At 47.2% G+C, this 19,843-nt stretch carries 25 protein-coding genes; 11 read left to right on the top strand and 14 right to left on the bottom strand.

Translation table 11 applies throughout. The features are described from left to right. Window positions 1-56 precede the first annotated feature (56 nt). On the bottom strand, window positions 57-1,502 hold the full coding sequence (locus LLH06_RS12180) for an ATP-binding cassette domain-containing protein (RefSeq protein ID WP_228169564.1): 1,446 nt from the start codon (window positions 1,500-1,502) through the stop codon (window positions 57-59). 97 nt (window positions 1,503-1,599) lie between these two features. Here LLH06_RS12180 and LLH06_RS12175 point away from each other — a divergent pair, with 97 nt between their 5' ends. The 5 genes from LLH06_RS12175 (at window position 1,600) to LLH06_RS12155 (ending at window position 4,695) form a co-directional block, all read left to right on the top strand. Continuing rightward, window positions 1,600-2,088 (top strand): hypothetical protein, encoded by a 489-nt coding sequence (locus LLH06_RS12175; protein ID WP_228169563.1) that lies wholly within the window; start codon window positions 1,600-1,602, stop codon window positions 2,086-2,088. A gap of 109 nt (window positions 2,089-2,197) precedes the next feature. Continuing rightward, window positions 2,198-3,370 carry an alpha/beta hydrolase gene (locus LLH06_RS12170; protein WP_228169562.1) on the top strand — a complete coding sequence of 391 codons (1,173 nt, stop codon included), beginning with the start codon at window positions 2,198-2,200 and terminating at the stop codon, window positions 3,368-3,370. A 136-nt stretch (window positions 3,371-3,506) separates the two neighbouring features. After that, window positions 3,507-3,683: a phosphatidate cytidylyltransferase gene (locus LLH06_RS12165; protein ID WP_228169561.1), complete on the top strand. Its 177-nt coding sequence runs from the start codon at window positions 3,507-3,509 to the stop codon at window positions 3,681-3,683. A gap of 52 nt (window positions 3,684-3,735) precedes the next feature. Continuing rightward, window positions 3,736-4,197 carry a PA2169 family four-helix-bundle protein gene (locus LLH06_RS12160; protein WP_228169560.1) on the top strand — a complete coding sequence of 154 codons (462 nt, stop codon included), beginning with the start codon at window positions 3,736-3,738 and terminating at the stop codon, window positions 4,195-4,197. Between the two features lie 180 nt (window positions 4,198-4,377). Beyond that, the gene (locus LLH06_RS12155; RefSeq protein ID WP_228169559.1) at window positions 4,378-4,695 is read left to right on the top strand and encodes a hypothetical protein; all 318 of its coding nucleotides are present in this window, start codon (window positions 4,378-4,380) and stop codon (window positions 4,693-4,695) included. Between the two features lie 184 nt (window positions 4,696-4,879). On the opposite strand, the gene LLH06_RS12150 is transcribed toward LLH06_RS12155, so the two are convergent. From LLH06_RS12150 to LLH06_RS12140, 3 genes are all read right to left on the bottom strand, one after another. After that, window positions 4,880-5,083 carry a hypothetical protein gene (locus LLH06_RS12150; protein WP_228169558.1) on the bottom strand — a complete coding sequence of 68 codons (204 nt, stop codon included), beginning with the start codon at window positions 5,081-5,083 and terminating at the stop codon, window positions 4,880-4,882. 116 nt (window positions 5,084-5,199) lie between these two features. Next, the gene (locus LLH06_RS12145) at window positions 5,200-5,478 is read right to left on the bottom strand and encodes a hypothetical protein (RefSeq protein ID WP_228169557.1); all 279 of its coding nucleotides are present in this window, start codon (window positions 5,476-5,478) and stop codon (window positions 5,200-5,202) included. 14 nt (window positions 5,479-5,492) lie between these two features. Further along, window positions 5,493-5,681, bottom strand: coding sequence for a hypothetical protein (locus LLH06_RS12140; RefSeq protein WP_228169556.1), 189 nt, complete (start codon window positions 5,679-5,681; stop codon window positions 5,493-5,495). A gap of 124 nt (window positions 5,682-5,805) precedes the next feature. Between LLH06_RS12140 and LLH06_RS12135 the strand changes: the two genes are divergently transcribed. Together LLH06_RS12135 and LLH06_RS12130 are read left to right on the top strand one after the other, a co-directional pair. Then, window positions 5,806-6,375 (top strand): RNA polymerase sigma factor, encoded by a 570-nt coding sequence (locus LLH06_RS12135; RefSeq protein ID WP_228169555.1) that lies wholly within the window; start codon window positions 5,806-5,808, stop codon window positions 6,373-6,375. Window positions 6,376-6,377: 2 nt separating this feature from the next. Further along, on the top strand, window positions 6,378-7,481 hold the full coding sequence (locus LLH06_RS12130; RefSeq protein ID WP_228169554.1) for a S1 family peptidase: 1,104 nt from the start codon (window positions 6,378-6,380) through the stop codon (window positions 7,479-7,481). A gap of 124 nt (window positions 7,482-7,605) precedes the next feature. Here the strand turns inward: LLH06_RS12130 and LLH06_RS12125 are convergent, their stop codons facing one another. The 3 genes from LLH06_RS12125 to pdxH are packed head-to-tail and all read right to left on the bottom strand — an operon-like array spanning window position 7,606 to window position 9,981. Beyond that, window positions 7,606-8,793, bottom strand: a complete 1,188-nt coding sequence (locus LLH06_RS12125) for an NADH-quinone oxidoreductase subunit D (protein WP_228169553.1) — start codon at window positions 8,791-8,793, stop codon at window positions 7,606-7,608. A gap of 46 nt (window positions 8,794-8,839) precedes the next feature. Next, window positions 8,840-9,337 (bottom strand): NADH-quinone oxidoreductase subunit C, encoded by a 498-nt coding sequence (locus LLH06_RS12120; protein WP_228169552.1) that lies wholly within the window; start codon window positions 9,335-9,337, stop codon window positions 8,840-8,842. Then, on the bottom strand, window positions 9,334-9,981 hold the full coding sequence (gene pdxH / locus LLH06_RS12115) for a pyridoxamine 5'-phosphate oxidase (protein ID WP_228169551.1): 648 nt from the start codon (window positions 9,979-9,981) through the stop codon (window positions 9,334-9,336). Before pdxH ends, LLH06_RS12120 begins: the two co-directional genes overlap by 4 nt. 96 nt (window positions 9,982-10,077) lie before the next feature. On the opposite strand from pdxH, the gene LLH06_RS12110 reads away from it, so the two are divergent. Further along, window positions 10,078-10,641 carry a YqgE/AlgH family protein gene (locus LLH06_RS12110; RefSeq protein WP_228169550.1) on the top strand — a complete coding sequence of 188 codons (564 nt, stop codon included), beginning with the start codon at window positions 10,078-10,080 and terminating at the stop codon, window positions 10,639-10,641. 59 nt (window positions 10,642-10,700) lie between these two features. On the opposite strand, the gene purE is transcribed toward LLH06_RS12110, so the two are convergent. The 6 genes from purE to LLH06_RS12080 form a co-directional block, all read right to left on the bottom strand. Next, window positions 10,701-11,213, bottom strand: coding sequence for a 5-(carboxyamino)imidazole ribonucleotide mutase (gene purE / locus LLH06_RS12105; RefSeq protein ID WP_228169549.1), 513 nt, complete (start codon window positions 11,211-11,213; stop codon window positions 10,701-10,703). Window positions 11,214-11,243: 30 nt separating this feature from the next. Then, window positions 11,244-12,383 carry a 5-(carboxyamino)imidazole ribonucleotide synthase gene (locus LLH06_RS12100; RefSeq protein WP_228169548.1) on the bottom strand — a complete coding sequence of 380 codons (1,140 nt, stop codon included), beginning with the start codon at window positions 12,381-12,383 and terminating at the stop codon, window positions 11,244-11,246. A 211-nt stretch (window positions 12,384-12,594) separates the two neighbouring features. Beyond that, window positions 12,595-13,338 (bottom strand): DUF4932 domain-containing protein, encoded by a 744-nt coding sequence (locus LLH06_RS12095; RefSeq protein WP_228169547.1) that lies wholly within the window; start codon window positions 13,336-13,338, stop codon window positions 12,595-12,597. Between the two features lie 245 nt (window positions 13,339-13,583). After that, window positions 13,584-14,348: a DUF4932 domain-containing protein gene (locus LLH06_RS12090; RefSeq protein ID WP_228169546.1), complete on the bottom strand. Its 765-nt coding sequence runs from the start codon at window positions 14,346-14,348 to the stop codon at window positions 13,584-13,586. 142 nt (window positions 14,349-14,490) lie between these two features. Continuing rightward, window positions 14,491-14,970 (bottom strand): NADH-quinone oxidoreductase subunit B, encoded by a 480-nt coding sequence (locus LLH06_RS12085; protein WP_317206675.1) that lies wholly within the window; start codon window positions 14,968-14,970, stop codon window positions 14,491-14,493. Continuing rightward, window positions 14,951-15,574, bottom strand: a complete 624-nt coding sequence (locus LLH06_RS12080) for an NADH-quinone oxidoreductase subunit A (RefSeq protein WP_228169545.1) — start codon at window positions 15,572-15,574, stop codon at window positions 14,951-14,953. Before LLH06_RS12080 ends, LLH06_RS12085 begins: the two co-directional genes overlap by 20 nt. Between LLH06_RS12080 and LLH06_RS12075 the strand changes: the two genes are divergently transcribed. Then, window positions 15,573-16,787: a BaiN/RdsA family NAD(P)/FAD-dependent oxidoreductase gene (locus tag LLH06_RS12075; protein ID WP_228169544.1), complete on the top strand. Its 1,215-nt coding sequence runs from the start codon at window positions 15,573-15,575 to the stop codon at window positions 16,785-16,787. The two genes, LLH06_RS12080 and LLH06_RS12075, sit on opposite strands and share 2 nt — an antisense overlap. A 67-nt stretch (window positions 16,788-16,854) precedes the next feature. Beyond that, entirely contained in the window at window positions 16,855-18,060 is a 1,206-nt protein-coding gene (locus LLH06_RS12070) for a glycosyltransferase family 87 protein (RefSeq protein WP_228169543.1), read from the top strand. Here LLH06_RS12070 and LLH06_RS12065 read toward each other — a convergent pair whose 3' ends face one another. Then, window positions 18,061-18,729, bottom strand: coding sequence for a hypothetical protein (locus LLH06_RS12065; RefSeq protein WP_228169542.1), 669 nt, complete (start codon window positions 18,727-18,729; stop codon window positions 18,061-18,063). Window positions 18,730-18,798: 69 nt separating this feature from the next. Between LLH06_RS12065 and LLH06_RS12060 the strand changes: the two genes are divergently transcribed. Further along, window positions 18,799-19,812, top strand: coding sequence for a threonine aldolase family protein (locus tag LLH06_RS12060; protein ID WP_394800278.1), 1,014 nt, complete (start codon window positions 18,799-18,801; stop codon window positions 19,810-19,812). The last annotated feature ends 31 nt before the right edge of the window (window positions 19,813-19,843 follow it).

Below are 19,843 nucleotides of genomic sequence, written 5' to 3'. Positions count from 1 at the left end.
ATAACCTGTATACAGCAAAAACCCAATCCCTCAGCTAATATGATGTTGTGCTGATGTTAGCTGCTCACTACTTTGCCTTTGACCAGCTTTAACACCTTGTCAACACAACATGGTAGCTCGTTGGCATAGTGTGTAACATAGATCATAGTAAGCGGAGTGCTGGCCGCGATCACATCTATCACCTGGTTAAAGTGGATACGCTGCTGCTTGTCGAGGCCCTGGCAGGGTTCGTCGAGAATGAGCAGGTCGGGTACCTTGATGAGCGCCCTGGCCAGTAGACATGATCGCTGTACGCTGGCCGGCATATGCTTAAGAAGCGTGCGAGCATATTGGTCTATCTGTAAGGCCTTCATCCATTCCTTGGCGATGTTAGCCTTTGCCGGGCTGCTTGGTCGGAACAGTCCCTGAGTATCATAAAATCCCGACTCTATTACTTGTAAGCCCGACTGGTCGTTAGGGAAATATTGATAAAGCTCGGGTGAAAGAAAGCCTATCTTCTTTTTGATATCCCATATGCTTTCGCCGCTGCCGCGCTTCTTGTCGAATAATACGATGTCGTTAGCATAGGCCTGCGGGTTATCGCCGTTGATCAAACTTAACAAGGTAGATTTACCTGCGCCGTTATGACCGAACAAGGCCCAACGGTCGCCGGGAGTGATGATCCAATTCACCTGATCCAGTATCTGGTTATCGCCGTAACGGATGTTCACATTGGTCATCTTGACAATGTGCTCATACTTGCCAAGCTGCCTATCGTGAACCAGTGACTCGATACGCTCTCGTTCGATCTTCATCGGTGGTAGCTCAGCATTAGGGTCGTATTCGCTGGCAGGCATGGTCTTGCTGATGGAGCCCTTGTCTAATAGGGCCAGGTGGGTGATGGGGGAAGGTATCTCGAAACCACTGCCCGACATGATCACCGTGGTTCCCTGATCAATTATCGCTTGCAGGATATGATCAAAGTTTTGCTGGGTGTCGTGATCAAGACCTGACAATGGGTCATCGAGCAGCAACAATTTCGGCTGATCGAGCAGGGCGTGTGCCAGTCGTAAACGTTTGGTCTCACCGTTCGATAGCTTGATCAGTTCTTTGTGCAACAACGGCCGCAAGTTCAACAGTTCGGTAACCAAATCAGTGGTCCAGTAACCGAAGTGCCTGGCAGCTTTTTGTTGCAAATATTCACCTGCGGTGGCTGTTTGATCAGGGTCGCTCGAGTTGTACCGTTGCTGATAGTATATGTTAGTACTGGTATTGGTCACATCCTTAAAATGGTGTTTCGAGGTGACCAGCGAAATATGCTTTTTGACGTTATCGTCGTATTCCACATTGCCAAGGTTGGGCCTAAGGGTCCCGGCCATGGCGTTCAACAGTACCGTCTTCCCCGACCCACTTGGACCTACCAACAGCCAATGTTGCTTATCTTTTACATTAAGATCAATGTCGGTTAGCAACTGATGTTGAAGATGTTTGATGGTAACGTGCTGTAGCGAAAGAATGGACATATGCTGTATAAATGGGTCAATGCGTTGCAAGTATAGAAAAATAGATGGGTGTATGAACAAAATCGCTGGTATGAACCTTTAGTTAATAAAAGATATCATGAAAACTACACATGCATTGGTTGGAGGTTTAGCAGGTGCCTGTGCCGTAACCGTCATACACCAGATCGTTAAAAAGTATGATAAACAAGCCCCGCGCATGGATCTGTTGGGCATGGAATCATTAACGAAGATCTTAGATAAGTTCAATGTAGAGAAACCGGATGAGGCCACACTTTACAAGCTGACCATGGCCGGAGATATCTTAAGTAATACCATTTACTATGCTGCGGCTGGAATAGGGGCAGAGAAGACCTTGCTTAAAGGCGCTGTATTAGGTTCGCTTGCCGGTATAGGCGCCGTGGCGTTACCTGAACCCATGGGCCTAGATCCCAAGCACAGTAACCGGACCAATGAGACCAAAATATTATCAGTAGCTTATTATTTGGTAGGCGGTCTGCTTTCATCGGCCGTGATGCAGCTTTTAGGTGGACGAAAAAGTAAAGGTATCAAAGGGCACATCGATCATTTAAAATCGAATATATTGTAAGTACTTCTTTAAGGAGTAAGTAAATTATCGAGTTAGAGTTAGATATTTTTTCAATGACCAACAATGATCATCATAAATGGTTACATAAGTATAAATATCTAACATACCTATGAAAAACTTGACCACCAACCCGATAAAACAAGGCATGTCCTTGTTAGCTATAGCAGCTGTGTCGGCATTTACGGCGTGTAGCAACCCATCTGGAAGTACTACCACAACTGATAGCACCTCGACCACCACCAAGACCACTGATACTTTGGTGAAAACAGGCGCGGGTACTCCCGACAGCGTTAAACCAAAAGGACCGAAGCCGATGTGGGCACCTGAGATAGAGCCGCAGATGCAGGCGGTTCTGGAAAAACTGGCCAGCTACAATGACAAGCCGATCCCCCAACTTACCGCGGTGGAAGCACGCAAGAACCACACACCTACTGATGCAGTGATGGACCTGATGAAGCAACACAACATTCCGATGCCGCAGATGAAGGTAGATACCGTTGGTAAGGAGATACCGGTATCGGGCGGTGGAAATATACACGCTCGGATATACATTCCTTCAGGCGCTTCAGAGCCACTTCCGGTGATCGTTTATTATCATGGCGGTGGTTATGTGATCGCTAACATCGATGTGTACGATGCATCGGCAAAAGCGCTTGCTGATCAGGTGCAGGCCGTGGTGGTGTCGGTAGCTTACCGTTTAGCGCCTGAGCACAAGTTCCCGATCGCGCATAACGACTCTTTCGAGGCCTATCAATGGGTAGTTAAAAATGCTTCATCAATTCAAGGCGACCCTAAAAGGATAGCTGTTGCCGGTGAAAGTGCCGGTGGTAACCTGGCCGCCAACATGGCCATCATGGCACGCGACAAAAAGATACAGGCCCCGTTGCACGTGTTAAGCGTTTACCCGATCGCCAGCGCTGATATGAACAGCACATCATATAACAAATACAAAGATGCCAAGCCGCTTAATAAACCAATGATGATGTGGTTCGCGCAGCAGTACACCAACAACATGAGCGAGGCTAAAGATCCACGCATCAACTTGGTGGGCGCTAATTTGGCTGGTTTGCCGCCATTCACTATCATCAACGCTCAGTTAGATCCACTGGCCAGTGATGGTGAGATGCTGACGTCTAAGTTGAAAGCTGCAGGCGTTACAGTAGATCACAAGGTGTATAACGGGGTGACCCACGAATTCTTTGGTATGGGTGCGTTGGTACCCGGTGCTAAAGAGGCCATGACCTATGCTGCTGATCAGCTGAAAAATGCTTTGAAGAAATAACGAGCGGTCGTAATGTTCAAAAAGCCCTTTGTTGTAATGAACAAAGGGCTTTTTTTGGTAAGTAATGCATCATGATATAAAACAATTGACGCTTAACTGTTATTTACTCAACATCTACTTATTAAAACACGATATCATGAAAAAATTGAACGTATTAGTGCTGCTCGCCCTGGTAATGAGCTTGAGCAGCTGCGATGTTATAACAGGCATATTCAAAGCCGGTGCAGTAGTGGGTGTGATCGCGGTGGTGGTAGTGATCGCAGTGATCATCTGGATCATATCATTGTTTAGAGGAAGAGGCAACAACGGCTAAACAAAGCCTTTGTAAGCCGTGTTTATCTAACAACTATTCAAAACTACATACTATGGAAAATACCGAAAAAACAGTGGAGATCTTGAACGATCTGATCAAGATCCACAACGACCGCATAGCCGGATACGAAAAAGCGACCACCGAGGTTGAGGATCCTGAATTGAAAGAGCTGTTCACCAAATTTATTGGCGATAGCCACAAATGCAAATTAGCATTGGGAACCGAGATCCAAACGTATGCTAAGGATATCGAGAACACCACTTCATCAAGCGGCGACATTCACCGTACCTGGATCAGCGTGAAGACCTTCTTTACCGGTCACGATAAAAAAAGCGTGCTGGAAGAGTGCGAGTTCGGTGAGGACGCCACTCAAAAAGCTTATCGCTCAGCTACGGAAGGCGACCATTTACCAGCCTACCTGATCGATATGCTGACCGAGCAGGACGTGATCCTGAAAGCTGCTCACGATAAGGTGAAAGCTCTGCGTGATGCGGAGCGCGCTTCGGTATCCTAAACGTCGACCAAATACGATCTACCCATGCCGTTCGCTCGAGAGAGTAGAACGGCATGGTCTTTATAACACCTTGCCAACTTTTTTATTTAGCTACCTTACTAAATAAGCGTTATTCGTATATTGGCACCAAATATAGAACCGCAGTATTTGCGGCTCAAAACATCATCAACAAGCGTATTAATGAAAAAAGCAATTTTAGTTATGATGCTTGCCGGCGGCGCTGCAATGCTTCAGGCCTGCCATACCGGTAACGCTACCCACAACGCCCCAGATTCGGCCAAAACCAACACTTATGAAGTATCGAACCTGGATACCTCTAAAACAGTGACCAGCACAGGCGGAGCCACATTGTTGGATTACACCGGTTCGGGTGGTGCTACTATGCCAAAAGGTAAACCAAGTGCACGCATGACCATGAGCGCTCCTGCTGCTACTACTGCCGCTGCTCCAGCCGCTGCTGCTGATACAGCCAAGACCGATACCACCAAAAAGAAATAAAGACGGTATATTTTCCACTGCGGTCTTCCGACCTTAGTAGAACTAAATAACTTCGTAAACAAGAAAGCCTCCTTAGATCGGGAGGCTTTCTTGTTTATGAAGCATTGCCGCGGGGTGCGGCTGATCACCAATAAAAAAGGCCTGAGTAAAAACCCAGGCCTTTTTTATTTGCTTTTGGCAGATATTACATTTTTTTAGTAGTATCAACAGCAGCGCTATCAACTTTAACAGTAGTGTCAACAGCAGCGCTATCAACTTTAACTGTAGTATCAACAGCAGTTGAATCTTTAGTAGAGTCAGCTGATTCAGAAGAACCAGAACCTTTGCAAGCAACCATTGATACAGAGATAGCTAAAGCTAAAAAGCCAAATTTAAATGCGTTTTTCATTTTTAATTCTTTTTAAAAAGTGATTAATAGTTTCTCTTTAATACCGGTAAATGGAAAAGGTAACCCACGTTTTGAAAAAAAATTCAAAAAACTTTATCACCGGTGAAATTAGTGGATCAGTTGTCCTTTTTGATCACCTTTTTCTTAACGGTCACCTCTTTGGTAACTGTCTTTCCAACGGTGTCATTTTTAGGCACTACCAGCTTAACGCTGTCCGGTGTGGTCAGTGTGTCTTTAGCAGAAGTGTCGATCTTTACAGTGGTATCGGTCTTTACGCTCACCGAAGAGTCAACGTGTAATGAATCGGTCTCTTTGTTCTTTTCGTTGCCGTTGCATGAAGTAAGCATGGCGGCCGCAGCCACTATGGCAAGGGCATAAGTGTGAATGGTTCTCATCGTATCTGCAAATATTAAGGTTTAACGGTATCAGTTTTTGTAGTATCTACCGTTTTAGGTAAGGTGTCAACGGTGGTAGATGCACCGGTATCTATACCCGTGGTGGCTACAGAATCGGTCTTGCCTTTTGGGTTGCCACCGTAGCATGAGGTCATGCCCGCTATAACAACGGTCATTAAAGCGATCTTTATCAGATTTTTCATAGTAGTGTTTTATTTTTGATCTATTATTGATCCCGCCAAAGCAAAAAGGTAACCCACACTTTGATGGCCTTTCATATTTTTTTTAAAATAATGGGTTACAATTTCGCATTAAGAGTATTAAATAGTGAGTAAAGCGATAAATACTTCAGCCCCAACAGATAGCGAGGTGATCTTCGGGATCTTAAATGATTCGGAGAGCATACTTAAACGGCTATATGTGGCTTACTTCCCGATGGTGTTACAGCTGATCATCAATAACAACGGTACAGCTGACGATGCTAAGGATGTATACCAGGAGGCTATCATAGTTCTTTATAATAAGGTCAAAAGCGGGAATTTTGAGTTGAGCAGCAAACTGAAGACATTTTTGTATTCGGTGTGTCGCAAGCTTTGGCTCAAACGGCTGAACCAGATGAGCCGCTACGGTGGCGATATCAAGGATTTTCAAGATCATTTGCCGGTAGAGGAGGAGAATGACCTGCACAGTGAACGGGAGTTGGAGTTCAGTAAAATGGAAGGAGCGCTAAAATTACTTGGTGAGCCGTGTAAGACCATCATCGAGGATTTCTACATCCATAATCTTAGCATGCAGGACATTTGTGAACGCTTTGGTTACACGAACGCCGATAACGCCAAGACCCAAAAGTATAAATGCCTGCAAAGGCTTAAAAAGCTGTTCTTTCAGCAAGAATAATAATGAGTGATACACAACTGACAGAATTGATCGAACGCTACCTTAACGGCCAACTGACCGAAGAGGAGAGGGAGCGTTTTGAGGCTTTAAGGCAGGAGAACCAGGCGATCGAAAGCCGGGTGACCGAGCATGCACGTTTTGTTGGCCTGCTCAAACAATACGGCCAGCGCGTACAACTTGAGGAGCGCCTGAACGCTATTCACAATGAGATCGATGTACATGCACTTGCCGACGAACTGACCGTTCATCCGAACTGGGTGGTGCGTATGTGGCGTAACCATCATTCTAAAATATCGGTGGCCGCTTCGATCGCGGTGTTCGCCATATTGGCAACACTTTATATCTCAGGATCGTTTAACAAGACAACCTCTAATGTATTGGAGTTGCGTGCCGAGATGGCCAACATCAAACGTACCGCCGAGAGCGCTGTACGTAACAACAAGGCCATTCTGAATAACATCAACAAAAGCAAACGCATCGTGGCCAAGAGCCAGTTCCAGGGTTCTGGATTTGCGTTGTCGTCTGACGGCTACATCGCTACCAATTACCACGTGATCAAAGGCGCCGATTCGGTTTATGTACAGAATTCTGCCGGCGATGCCTACCACGCTAAGTTGGTTTACAGCGAGCCTGCCTATGATATCGCCATCTTGAAAATCGATGATAATTCTTTCAGTGGTTTAGGTAAGATCCCTTACACCTTTCGCAAGCAACGTAGCGACGTGGGTGAGGATGTGTATACCGCTGGTTACCCATCAGATTCGGTGGTGTTAGGTCGTGGTTACGTAAGTTCGGCAAGTGGACACATGGGCGATACCGTGCGTTACCAGGTGACCTTGCCATTGAACCCAGGCAATAGTGGTGGACCATTGCTTGACAAGAAAGGTAACGTGATCGGTATCATCAGTAGTAAAGAGACGCAGACAGAAGGTGCCGCCTACGCCGTTAAATCACGCTATCTGTACCGGGTGGCTCGTCGTATCTCTAAAGACAGCACCGACAATAAGATCGTACTTAACGAAAAAGGAGGTATGTCTGGTTTGGATCAGGCCCAGCAATTTAAAAAGCTGCAGAACTTCGTGTTCATGGTGAAGGTATATAATTGATGATCTTTATGAGTCGATAAGATCTCAAGCCGGTCATCAACATATAAAAAGCAAAAAGCCCAATGCGACGAGCATTGGGCTTTTTGCTTTTAGATATATTATTTCGTCAAAGAAGTGGCAAGATCTAACGATCAAGTTCACCTAACACAAAATCGATCGAGCCAATGATGGCGATCAGGTCGGCGATCATGATGCCTTTTGATATTTCGGGAAGTACGGACAGATTATTGAAGCTTGGTCCGCGGGCTTTAACACGGAAAGGTATCTCTGACTTGCCGGTAGGGTCAGTGATAAAGTAGAAACCTAACTCACCTTTGGAGCCTTCGCCACGCATGTAATAGTCCTGAGCTTTTGGTGCCAGGCGGCGTGGGAGCTTGGCCCGAGGGTCAAAATCAGGTGTACGTCTTAATTCCTTTTGCAAACGGTCAAGGCACTGCTCAATGATCTTGACCGACTGCTCGATCTCATCTACACGTACCTTGTATCGGTCCCAGCAATCGCCTTTGGTACCCATTTCCCCTGTGCCTGCTGGAACGTCAAAATCAAGCTCAGGATACACCGAATAGTTATCCACCCGGCGCAGGTCCCACTTCAATCCCGAACCGCGTAGCATAGGCCCCGAGCAACCGTAGTTAATGGCGACATCTAAAGGTAGCACACCCACATTGGCCGTACGGCTGATGAAGATCTGGTTATCGGTCAACAGCTCATTGAGCTCGGCCAGTTTGGGCCGAAAGTATTCGATAAACTCGCGGCAGCGTTCTTCAAAGCCTACCGGCAGGTCAAAGAACAAACCACCGATCCAAATATAGTTATACAGCATGCGTGAGCCCGATGCCCACTCTAACATACCCATAATATGCTCCCGGTCCCTGAAACACCATAAAAAGGGTGTGAACGCGCCAATATCAATACCATAAGTGCCGATGGCGATTAGGTGCGAAGCGATACGGTTCAACTCACATACCAGCACCCGGATATATTCCACACGTTTCGGAATATCCTTATCGATTCCCAGCATGCGTTCGACCCCCATAACCCATACATGGCTGTTGTTCATAGAGGCCAGATAGTCCATGCGATCAGTAAAAGGAATGGTTTGCTGGTAGGTAAGTGATTCGGCGTGCTTCTCGAAACAGCGGTGCAGGTAACCCATGTGCGGGATCACCTCCTTTACGATCTCGCCATCAGTGATGAGTTCGAGGCGTAACACACCGTGCGTAGATGGGTGTTGCGGACCCATGTTCAGCACCATGTCCTGCGTTGCGGCGGCTGCTATTTTCTGATGATATCTTTCGAGGGCGGTATTCATTCTTGGTCTCCAGGCATTGTCAGCCTATCTAAGCTATTTATCAGGATCAATCTATCTTGATGCCTTTATAATACTCTGCATTCTTGTAATCCTTTCTTAGTGGGAAGCCTTCCCAATCATCGGGCAACAAGATGCGGCGCAGGTCGGGGTTGCCTTCAAAATTTATACCTACCAGGTCATATGCTTCACGTTCGTGCCACTCGGCTGTGCGGTAAACGTTAGACACGGTTGGAAAAGAGGGCAGGTCTTCCGTATCACGACCATGCTCAACGCTGATCTTGAGCGTCAGTTGCGTGCGGTAAGGTATGGATGCCAAATGATATACCACACCAAAACGGTTGGCGGTCACGCCGTAGTCCACGCCCGATAAGCAAGATAAAAAGTCAAAGTATGTGGCGGGATTGTCCCGCAACTCCAAACAAACGTCAGCGATACGCTCAGGCGCGATCAGCAGGGCGGGTTGCAAGCCGCCGGTCTCTTCGCCGGTGATCACATCCGCGCCAAAGCGCTCGGTAAGCAATCGTTTAATATCGTCGAGCATCATGGTGCTAAGCGTACTTTTTTCCAGGTCTTTTTATCGGCCTTTTTGTATAGGATACGGTCATGCAAACGGCTCGAACGGCCCTGCCAAAACTCGATCTGCTGAGGCTTGAGTATATAGCCACCCCAGAATGACGGTTTTGGGATCTCTTTGCCGTCATACTCGGCGGTCAATTGGGCGTACTTGTTCTCCAGTATATCACGGTCGGCTATCTCCTGGCTTTGTGGCGAGGCTAGCGCACCTAACTGGCTGCCATGTGGCCTTGAGTGAAAATATTCTTCAGATGCTTCTTTACTCAGCTTCTCGATGGTGCCTTCTATGCGTACCTGGCGTTCTAACTCACCCCAAAAAAAGAGCAGGGTAGCCTGCGGGTTACGCGCGATCTCCTTGCCCTTACGACTCAGGTAATTGGTGTAAAAGCTGAAGCCATTATGATCGAAACCTTTTAAGAGCACGATACGGGCCGACGGGCGGCCATCGGGCGTGGCGGTGGCCAGCGTCATGGCGTTGGGCTCCAACACCTGGGCCGCAATGGCCTCATTGAACCAAGCCTCGAATTGTTTGATCGGGTCGGCCTTGGTGGCATTCTCCAACAAAGTGCTGGCCCGGTAATCCTGCCTCAGGTTCTGTATATCTTTTTGATCCATTGTTGCAAACTTACTAAATGCGCATATCATTTACCTGTCAAATACAAAAATGAAACATGATGAACCGCATATCGTTATTGTAATAAACCGACATCTATGTTAAGTACTATTACACCAGCCTCAGGACGCTTACTCATATCCGAACCTTTTATGAACGACCCTAACTTTAAGAGGGCGGTCATATTATTGGCCGAACATTCGGAAGAGGGCACGCTGGGCTATGTGCTTAACCAGCCAAGTGAGTATAAATTAAGTGATGTGTTGCCTGATGTAGCGTACTCAGAACTCCCCGTGTACGTAGGCGGACCGGTAGCCAATAACACGTTACACTTTATTCACCGGTGTCCGGACAAGATAGAGGGCGGCGCCGAGATATGGGACGGCATTTACTGGGGCGGAAGCTTTGAACAAGTAAAGGAGCTGGTGAACAGCTACCAGCTCAACGAGAGTGAGATAAGATTTTTTGCCGGTTACTCAGGCTGGACACCCGGTCAGTTAGATGAAGAGATAACCGGGGACACCTGGATAGTGGCCAACAAGTTCGACCCTGACATGGTGTTCAGCAGCGATGAGCATAACTTATGGCGCGAGGTGGTGATCAACTTAGGGCAGCGCTATGCCCACATCGCTAACTTTCCGGAGAACCCAATGTTGAATTGATCCGGAGGTCATACTTCAGACCAATTCAACATTCAAAGAGTAATTAGAAGATCTAAGACCTAATAGCCCGATGGATAGCCTTCGCCTTTCATGGCTGTGGCCGAATCGGTCACTTTGTCGGCAAGTTCTTGTTTGTACGCGATCAGTCGGTCGGCTAAAGCATTGTCAGCTGTGGAAAGGATCTGAGCGCCAAGTAATCCTGCGTTTTTAGCTGCGTTGAGCGCTACTGTTGCCACAGGAATACCGTTAGGCATCTGCAAGATAGATAGGATGGAGTCCCAACCATCGATCGAATTGCTCGACTTAACGGGAACACCGATCACCGGCAAGTGGGTCAAAGAAGCCACCATGCCCGGTAAATGAGCAGCACCACCCGCACCTGCTATGATCACCTTTAGGCCACGGTTCGCAGCGGTCTTCGAGTAATCGAACAAGCGGTCTGGTGTGCGGTGGGCCGATACCACGGTGATCTCGTAGGCCACACCCAATTCTGTCAGCACATCGGCAGCATCCTGCATAACCGGAAGGTCCGACTTGCTGCCCATGATTATGCCTATTTTATATTGATCCATGATGATGGTCTTAATGTATTAACGGTCAGATCAACTGACCACTTTTAAAGTGTTCTGCACGTAACGCGCTGTTTCTATCGCCTTTTCTCTGTCAGCATTTACAATGGTCACGTGGCCCATTTTGCGGAATGGCTTGGTCAGCGCTTTCCCGTAAAGGTGAACGTACACGCCCGGGCATTTTAAAACTTTTTCAATGCCTTGGTAAACAGCCGGTCCTTCATATCCGGCTTCGCCTAAAACGTTGATCATGATCGCATTATTCAGGCAATCAGTATTACCTAACGGTTGGTTGAATATGGCACGCAAATGCTGCTCAAATTGTGAAACCACATTACCTTCGATGGTTTGGTGGCCGCTATTATGCGGACGTGGAGCTAACTCATTGACCAGTATCTGACCACTTTTATCCAAAAACATTTCTACTGCCAGCAATCCCACAATCTTCAGGCTTTCGGCTATCTTTTTGGCTATATTGGCTGCTTCCTGTTGTACCTCGAACGATAATGTTGAAGGTGCGATCAGGAACTCTACCAGGTTAGCTTCAGGATTGAACTCCATTTCCACCATAGGGAAGGTCTCGATATCGCCTTTTTCATTACGCGCTACGATCACAGCGATCTCTTTCTCAAAATCTACCCAACGCTCGATCAGGCTGGGCTCGGTGAAAGCGTTCTCCAGGTAGCTTTCGTCAACCACTTTGTATACGCCCTTGCCATCGTATCCATCTCTACGGAGTTTTTGAATGTATGGGAAAGGAATGGTAGCATTTTGCAAATACTTAGGCGAGGCAATGATCTGGAAGTCGGCCGTTGGAATGTCGTTCTCCTTGAAGAATTGCTTTTGCAGGCCTTTGTCCTGGATGAGGCGGATCACGCGTGGTTGCGGATAAACTATCACGCCTTCTTTTTCCAATTGCTCCAGTGCATCTACGTTCACCTTCTCGATCTCGATGGTGAGCAGGTCCACCTTTTTGCCAAAGGCGTAAACGGTCTCATAGTCGTTCAATGAGCCGACCACAAATTCGTCGCAAAGTTTGCGGCAAGGAGCCTCGCGGTCGGGGTCAAGCACCTTGACCGTGACATTGTAATTGATGGCCTGTTGTATCAGCATGCGTCCTAACTGACCGCCGCCTAAGATACCAAGCCTCAGATCGCCATAAAATGCTTTCATATTCAGAGGTACAATTTTAAAGCAAATCTTTGAAAATGCCTAAGCAATTTATTCAAATCACATTCTTACCCGCCTCGTTGGCCAGCCAGACCATCGCGGATCAAGGCTCGAATGACCGTTATGTGTTGGATCACAGCCGTCACCGACGCGCAATAACGACAAAAGGGATCCAATTGATGTTGAACCCCTTTTGAAACGATATTTTAAAAGATCATTCTGATGCTTTAGCGATCATTTGTGATGGATCGGTGTAAGCTATACCTTTAGCATGCATGTACGGGAATATCACCAGTTCTGTATACTGGCCTCTGCTGATCTCCATGGTGCCTATATGGCCTTTCATCAATGGCGATAGGATCAGTTTGTAGTTCTTATGGTCTTTAAACATTTTTTGAGCCGCATCATAGTTGATGAACGAGTTGGCTTTGGCCACCATGCCTGCATACTGCGAAGAATGCTCGGCAAAGAATTTATCGAAATGCGTGTCCGAATAAAAATCCTGGAACAGATGTTCGAAACGGGTGAAGCCAAAACGGTTCACATCTATACGGTAGTTCTCTTTTACCACGAACCGGCCATCGTGCATCTTGAAGGCGTAAAGGCCATTCCTGAAGTTATTGAACATTTCCGGATGTTTGCTCAGGGTTTGGTCCAGAACTTTCACGGCACGGTGGTCTTTAAATTTGCCAAAACGAGCCATCACCTCTTTATAGTATGGTGTGCTTTTGTCGATCAGCGTGGTATCCTTTTGAGCCATGTTGGTCAAGGCCAGTATGGTATAGCCCAGTTCAAATGCCTCCGGAACCTCGGCGTTCAACGAACCTTGGTTACTCTTGATGTAATTAGAAGTGTAGTGGGAGGATACGTCCTGAGTTTTGCAACTGCTTACCATCGTGGTAACGTAGATGCATGAAAACAAAGCGGCTATGCCGCAAAAAGAGCGGGATGTCATCATAGTTTAATTAATAGGTGTATAAAGATAATCATATATCTGTGCATGTCAATACTTTAGCGATGAAAAATGCAATTTTTGGGTAATTATTACTTGTGCTGAACGAAGTTTCGTGTTAGTGGATGCCATCATAACGAAGAAGCAGACATTTATGTGGCTTGTGATAGATAAGGCTTTCATGGCTTAAAATAAAAAAAGCCCCGGCAAGAAATGCCAGGGCTAAAGTATCATACTGAAATAAGGATCAATTAATCGTTGTAAGCATTTTGTACAACGGCTTGATTAGCCGAATATAACATCACTTGATTAGCCGTTTGCGCAAAGATCAGGCATTCTCTGAAACCACGACCGTCGAGCTCTACGCTGCTGTTATAACCCTTCATTAGCGGCGACATGATCACCTGGTAGCTGTTGAAAGGCGTGCGGTAGCGTTTGGTCATGTTGGCAGATACAGCGTTCATGGTCAGTTGAGCGCTTTCTTGCTTGATGATGTCGTTGTAGAAAGCCTCGTGCTGTTTATAAAAGCTGCGGAATTTGCTGTCTTTCATAAAGTCTTCAATGGCACCGGTGTACACGCGCAGGTCGATAGGGTTCAGGTCAATGCGGTAGTCGGTCTTGAGCACCATACGGTTACGGTCGTTAAAACGGTAGGCGTAAAGTCCGTTACGCAGGTGGGTAAAGATCGCCGGATCCTGTTTCAGGTCGCGGTTGATCAGCTTTACCGCTTTATGATCTTTAAAACGGCCAAAATAGGACATCACCTCCTGATAGTAAGGCGAGCCTTTATCGATCATTTCGTTATCGGTGTTACCAATGTCTGATAAGGCCATTAAAATATAACCCAGTTCGCTGGCTTCGGGTATCTGAGCCGTTACTTGATTATTGTTCTCCTTGATGTGTTTGTTAGAGTAATGGGCGGCAACATCGCTATAGCTGCGGCACCCCACACTCATCATCGTAACTGCACCTAAAAATGCGGTGCCTAACGCAAAAGCTTTGTATCGTATATTCATATCACTTGGATTTGCCCTCTTTAACGGTACCCGCGATCGGTAAGTTACACGTTAAGAGAAATAAACGTTAAAATATATGGCCATACCTATCTGTAAATAAGTGCCATATGATCGGTAAGGTAGTGGCACGATGGCCGGTCGGTCAAATAGTAATGAGCTGCTCGGTCTCTATCTTCTTTTGTAATTCTAAGATAGCGCCTATCAATGCTTCAGGACGAGGCGGACAACCTTGCACGTACACGTCCACCGGTATCACGCGGTCAACACCCTTTACCACGTGATAACCGTGTTGCCAGTACGGGCCGCCACAGTTAGAACATGAACCCATGGATATCACGTAACGGGGCTCAGGCATTTGTTCATAAAGGCGTTTGATCCGTTCGGCCATTTTAAAGGTAACGGTACCCGCGATAATGATCACATCTGACTGTCGGGCCGATGGTCTTGGGAACACCCCAAATCGGTCCACATCATAAGTGGATGCATACATCCCCATCATCTCGATAGCGCAGCAGGCGATGCCAAAGCTCATAGGCCATACTGATGACAGGCGGGCCCAGTTAAGCAGATCATTAAGTTTGGTCACGATCACGCCACCTTCTTCACTCATTTCCGGACTCATCTACTAGCTTTTTAAAAGTGGGTTTGAACATCGGGCGCTTTATGGGGCTTGCTGTAGCAGCAGGCTTTTCAGTGTTTTCCTTTATGGGCAACGGATCAGTGTCTGATGTAAATGCTTTAACCTTGAACGCTTGTTGCTCCTGATTTATTTTATCATAGACCGTTAAAGGGATAGGAATATTGGTTCGTGGTATCATCTGGTGCGGTTTTATCCATTCCAGATCGCCTTTGCGCCAAACGTAAACCAGTCCTAATATCAGTATGCCCACAAAGGCCAGCATCTCAATAAAAGTGAATACGCCCCAGCGCTGGTCTGCCGCGATAAGGTCGGCATTGGCGTAAACGGTAGACCAAGGAAAAATAAATACCATCTCTACATCGAACAGCAAGAAGATGAGCGCGATGACATAGAACCGGGGATTGAAGGGTAACCACGCGCTTCCTGTAGGCTCTTCACCGCATTCGTAAGAGGTCAACTTTTCAGGGTTGGGTTTACGTGGTGCGATCAACCTATTGAGGAACAACGTCATACCGATCAGAACAAAGCCCGTGATCAGGAAGATAAAGATCTTTCCAAATTCCGATATTTGCGACACTTCATTCATGTGTGCAAATCTAACAAAACAAACAAATTTTGATGCCATAATTATCGGCGCGGGTGCCTGTGGCCTGATGTGCGCGGTACAAGCGGGCTTTTTAGGAAAGCGTACCCTGATCCTGGAAAAGAATGACCGCGCGGGAGCCAAGATCCTGATCAGCGGGGGAGGGCGTTGTAACTACACTAACTTGTATGCGGGGCCTCAGCAGTTCTTATCGGCCAACCCTCATTTTTGCCGCTCGGCGCTTTCGCAGTGGACGGTAGATGATACGATCAACTTTTTTGAGACCTACGGGATCACCGGGCACGAAAAAACGCTTGGCCAATTATTCCCAACCACAAATAAGGCAAAAGATATCGTTGAGGTATTCACGAACCTTTGCTATGATCTGGAACAGCCGATCTGGCTGAACACTACAGTGATCAGTGTAGAGAAGGTAAATCATGGTTTCAATGTGATTTATGAGCGCAAAGGCAAACAAAGCATGATACATACGCCTAAGTTGGTGGTGGCAAGCGGAGGTTTACCGGTACAAAAATTGGGCGCTAGTGACCTTGGATTAAAGGTTGCCCGCAACCTTGGCTTAAAAGTAGTGAAGCCTATGCCAGCGTTAGTTCCGCTTACCATAACCGGTAAAGATCAAGGGTGGTACGAGCGGTTATCAGGTAACAGCATATTTTGTAGAGTAAGCAACGACCGTATCAGCTTTGAAGAGAATATTCTCTTCACCCACTGGGGATTGAGCGGCCCCGCCATTCTGCAGATATCATCCTACTGGAAAGCAGGCGAGGTGTTCAGCATGGATATGCTGCCTGGACAGGATATTAACGAATTGATCGCCGCTGAGCGCATCAGTGAACCGCGGAAAACATTGTTGAATTTGTTAGCCTCGCTATACACCCGAAAGTTCGCTGAGGCCTTGGGTGTTATGCTGCCTGTTCAAAAGAATATAGCATCGCTCACCAAAAGCGACATGGAACTGATAGCTGAGGTGATACACGATTTTAAAGTGAAGCCGGCAGGTGATAAAGGTTACGATAAAGCCGAAGTGATGCGCGGTGGAGTGGATACTGACGAATTATCATCAAAGACCTTAGAGGCTAAAAGTATACCGGGCCTTTATTTTGGTGGCGAATGCGTGGACGTGACCGGTTGGTTGGGCGGATACAACTTCCAATGGGCCTGGGCTTGCGGCTTTGTGATCGCCCAGCAGATCTAAGCAGAATTTAATTTCATCCTCTATTACCGTTTCTTTTTTTTAATAAATTTGTAACCCTAATGTTACAATGGCTAAGCGTTTGACCCAAGCAGCATACTACAAGATCGTATGCAGTGTGTATTTGTTAAGTACCGTTATTATATGGGCGTTCAAGTACTTTAATAACCGTTATAATAACTACTCCATCTTTAAGTACGTTTACTATCATACGGTAGCGCAAACCAACCTTTACGATTACTATCCAAAGGAATACTTCGACAGCAATCACTATGGTATACTGTTCGGCGTGCTGGTTGCGCCATTCGCACTATTACCAGATGGACCCGGGTTCCTGCTTTTTACGCTGATGAATGCAGCGGTGCTCATGTGGGCCATTCATCAATTGCCATTCACCATCAGGCAAAAGACCTTCATCATGCTGTTCAGTGCGGTGGAGTTCGGTAACGCAGCACATTATATCCAGTTCAACGCGATTATTGCGGCCATCATCATCCTTGCTTTTTTACTGATCGAGCAGGAGCGCGAGCAATGGGCTACTATGCTTATCGCTATGGGGATACTGGTCAAATTGTATCCTGTGGTGGCGCTCACATTTTTCCTGTTCTCCAAGCATAAACTCAAGTTTATTGGTTGGGGGCTGTTTTGGCTGGTCGTATTCTTTGCTCTGCCCTTGCTCATCACCAGCAAAGAGTTCCTTGTTCAGTCGTATATTGATTGGTTCACCTCGCTGCATGAAAAGAATGGCTTCAACGTGGATCTGACCAGCTCGCAGGATATATCAGTAATGGGTACAGTGAGGCACTTGTTGCAGGACGCTACCATACCTAACTGGCCGTTCCTGTTGTTCGGTGTGGTTGCCTTTGGCATCCCTTTGCTACGTTTTGAACAGTATCAACACGTGCGTTTCAGGTACCAGGTATTGGCCTCGGCCCTGATGCTGATCGTACTCTTCAGTACCGGATCCGAGCATCCCACTTATATCATCGCCGTTTCAGGAGCACTGATATGGATCTTTATGCAGGAGGAGCCTTTCAGTACCAGGAATATCATTTTGATCATACTGCTTGTGCTCCTCACCGGTTTAGGACCAACGGACACTTTCCCAAGGCCGATCCGTGTGGGCTACATCAACAAATATGTGATGAAGGCCTGGCCGTGTATTGTTGTATGGTTAATGATCAGCTACGAACTTATCGTTAAGGACTTTGCGGGGCTTAGTATTACGCCAGAAAAGGAAGTCGAACGACGACCCGCCTTGCAGACCGCCGACTGATCAGTTGTTCTCTTTAGCGTGAAGAGCTTTAAGATCACGGTAATACTTGATCAGGCTTTGCATATGGTCAAGGTTGGTCTTGCCGCCTTGTATCAGCTCCACCGCCTGGGGCTCATCGGCCATGATGTCGCTCATGACGTCCTTGAAGTTCATGGGTGTTACCTGGGTGATCTGTGAGGCCGATTCACCGAAGTAATAGGTAGCACCTTTACTGTAGCCGCCACCGCCGCCGCCACTACCTATACCAATACCTATGCCGCCGCCACCGTATCCGCCGAAGCCGGTGCCAAAACCTGTTGAGATGCTCGGCCTCACCTTAAAGCCACCGCCACCGCTTCCACGGCTGGCACCACCGCCGTACACGTAAAGTTTCAGTGGTTCATCCAGTTCAACGCGAACAAAATCGAGTTCCTGGCTCCACGATTCATAAGATGGGGGATGGGCAACGATGAAGCTGTCTTTACCCATCACAAAGTATTTAAGGTCGCTGGCGCTTAGCTTGATCTCGTTGGCCTTTGCGTTATCTTTGTAAATAATGAAACCCTCGTTCTTGATAGGGCCTTTGCCGCCACCGCCAAGTTGGAGAAGACCCGGCACTTTATTGTTCTTGATGTCCATAAAATAGCCGGGTTGCCATTTTTGTGATCTTGCTGATACAAACGTCAGCATAAGCAATAAAATAACTAAAATTGAACGCATAACTTGATATTGAACAAATAACGATATTTTAATTGAAATATGATGACCGTCGATCTGCGTAGTGATACTGTTACCAAACCCACCCAGGGTATGCTGGAAGCCATGTGGAGTGCCCGCGTAGGCGATGATGTATTTGGTGAGGACGAAAGTATCAACGAACTGGAGACCAAGGCCGCGGCCATGTTCGGGATGGAGGCCGGCCTGTTCTGCCCTTCAGGCACCATGACCAACCAGATCGCCATCAAATGCTTTACCCAGCCGCTCGATGAGCTGATCGCCGATCAAACCGCCCATGTGTACCGTTATGAGGGTGGTGGCATCGCTTTTAATTCGGCCGTATCCACCCGTTTGCTTAATGGCGAACGTGGCATCCTGACGCCCGAAATGATCGAGCCCGAGATCAATGCCGAAAATATCCATTACCCAAATACCAGCCTAGTAGTATTGGAGAACACCGTGAATAAAGGCGGTGGCAAATGCTATACACTGGAGCAGATCGCTCCTATAGCCGAGCTTTGCCGTAATAGAGGGCTGAAATTGCATTTAGATGGTGCGCGTATCTGCAACGCACTGGTGCATACCGGTGATAAAGCTGCCGATTACGGCCAATACTTTGATGGCATATCGGTTTGTTTATCAAAAGGTTTGGGCGCTCCGGTGGGATCTGTGTTGCTGGGTAGCAAAAGCACCATCAAGTATGCACGCAGGTTACGCAAGGTATTTGGCGGTGGAATGCGCCAGGCGGGTTTTTTAGCCGCTGCCGCCAGCTACGCGCTTGACCATCATATCGGTAGGTTGAAGATCGACCATCAACACGCGCACATCTTGGCTGATGAACTCGGTAAATGCAGCTGGGTGACCGGCGTGGTTCCGGTGGAGACCAACATCGTATTGTTCGATACCGTTGAACCGGCAGATGTGATAGTGGAGAAGCTGGCGGCTAAAGGCATCAAATGCAATAGCACTGACCAACGCCGGGTAAGGTTCGTGACGCACCTGGATGTACACCCTGATCAAATAGAGTACACGGTAAGCGTATTAAAAAGTTTGTAAAAGGAAGGATCACCAAATTCGTAATTGTTCG

The organism is Mucilaginibacter daejeonensis (genome assembly GCF_020783335.1).
Lineage (GTDB): Bacteria > Bacteroidota > Bacteroidia > Sphingobacteriales > Sphingobacteriaceae > Mucilaginibacter > Mucilaginibacter daejeonensis.
Note: the sequence above shows the minus strand (reverse complement) of the source record. Positions and strands in the feature narration are given on the sequence as shown.

Bases quoted from the DNA above. Each gene is read 5' to 3' on its own strand.
- LLH06_RS12180 (WP_228169564.1), bottom strand. From the start codon at position 1,502: ATGTCCATTCTTTCGCTACAGCACGTTACCATCAAACATCTTCAACAT.
- LLH06_RS12175 (WP_228169563.1), top strand. From the start codon at position 1,600: ATGAAAACTACACATGCATTGGTTGGAGGTTTAGCAGGTGCCTGTGCC.
- LLH06_RS12170 (WP_228169562.1), top strand. From the start codon at position 2,198: ATGAAAAACTTGACCACCAACCCGATAAAACAAGGCATGTCCTTGTTA.
- LLH06_RS12165 (WP_228169561.1), top strand. From the start codon at position 3,507: ATGAAAAAATTGAACGTATTAGTGCTGCTCGCCCTGGTAATGAGCTTG.
- LLH06_RS12160 (WP_228169560.1), top strand. From the start codon at position 3,736: ATGGAAAATACCGAAAAAACAGTGGAGATCTTGAACGATCTGATCAAG.
- LLH06_RS12155 (WP_228169559.1), top strand. From the start codon at position 4,378: ATGAAAAAAGCAATTTTAGTTATGATGCTTGCCGGCGGCGCTGCAATG.
- LLH06_RS12150 (WP_228169558.1), bottom strand. From the start codon at position 5,083: ATGAAAAACGCATTTAAATTTGGCTTTTTAGCTTTAGCTATCTCTGTA.
- LLH06_RS12145 (WP_228169557.1), bottom strand. From the start codon at position 5,478: ATGAGAACCATTCACACTTATGCCCTTGCCATAGTGGCTGCGGCCGCC.
- LLH06_RS12140 (WP_228169556.1), bottom strand. From the start codon at position 5,681: ATGAAAAATCTGATAAAGATCGCTTTAATGACCGTTGTTATAGCGGGC.
- LLH06_RS12130 (WP_228169554.1), top strand. From the start codon at position 6,378: ATGAGTGATACACAACTGACAGAATTGATCGAACGCTACCTTAACGGC.
- LLH06_RS12125 (WP_228169553.1), bottom strand. From the start codon at position 8,793: ATGAATACCGCCCTCGAAAGATATCATCAGAAAATAGCAGCCGCCGCA.
- LLH06_RS12120 (WP_228169552.1), bottom strand. From the start codon at position 9,337: ATGATGCTCGACGATATTAAACGATTGCTTACCGAGCGCTTTGGCGCG.
- pdxH (WP_228169551.1), bottom strand. From the start codon at position 9,981: ATGGATCAAAAAGATATACAGAACCTGAGGCAGGATTACCGGGCCAGC.
- LLH06_RS12110 (WP_228169550.1), top strand. From the start codon at position 10,078: ATGTTAAGTACTATTACACCAGCCTCAGGACGCTTACTCATATCCGAA.
- purE (WP_228169549.1), bottom strand. From the start codon at position 11,213: ATGGATCAATATAAAATAGGCATAATCATGGGCAGCAAGTCGGACCTT.
- LLH06_RS12100 (WP_228169548.1), bottom strand. From the start codon at position 12,383: ATGAAAGCATTTTATGGCGATCTGAGGCTTGGTATCTTAGGCGGCGGT.
- LLH06_RS12095 (WP_228169547.1), bottom strand. From the start codon at position 13,338: ATGATGACATCCCGCTCTTTTTGCGGCATAGCCGCTTTGTTTTCATGC.
- LLH06_RS12090 (WP_228169546.1), bottom strand. From the start codon at position 14,348: ATGAATATACGATACAAAGCTTTTGCGTTAGGCACCGCATTTTTAGGT.
- LLH06_RS12085 (WP_317206675.1), bottom strand. From the start codon at position 14,970: ATGAGTCCGGAAATGAGTGAAGAAGGTGGCGTGATCGTGACCAAACTT.
- LLH06_RS12075 (WP_228169544.1), top strand. From the start codon at position 15,573: ATGTGTGCAAATCTAACAAAACAAACAAATTTTGATGCCATAATTATC.
- LLH06_RS12080 (WP_228169545.1), bottom strand. From the start codon at position 15,574: ATGAATGAAGTGTCGCAAATATCGGAATTTGGAAAGATCTTTATCTTC.
- LLH06_RS12070 (WP_228169543.1), top strand. From the start codon at position 16,855: ATGGCTAAGCGTTTGACCCAAGCAGCATACTACAAGATCGTATGCAGT.
- LLH06_RS12065 (WP_228169542.1), bottom strand. From the start codon at position 18,729: ATGCTGACGTTTGTATCAGCAAGATCACAAAAATGGCAACCCGGCTAT.
- LLH06_RS12060 (WP_394800278.1), top strand. From the start codon at position 18,799: ATGATGACCGTCGATCTGCGTAGTGATACTGTTACCAAACCCACCCAG.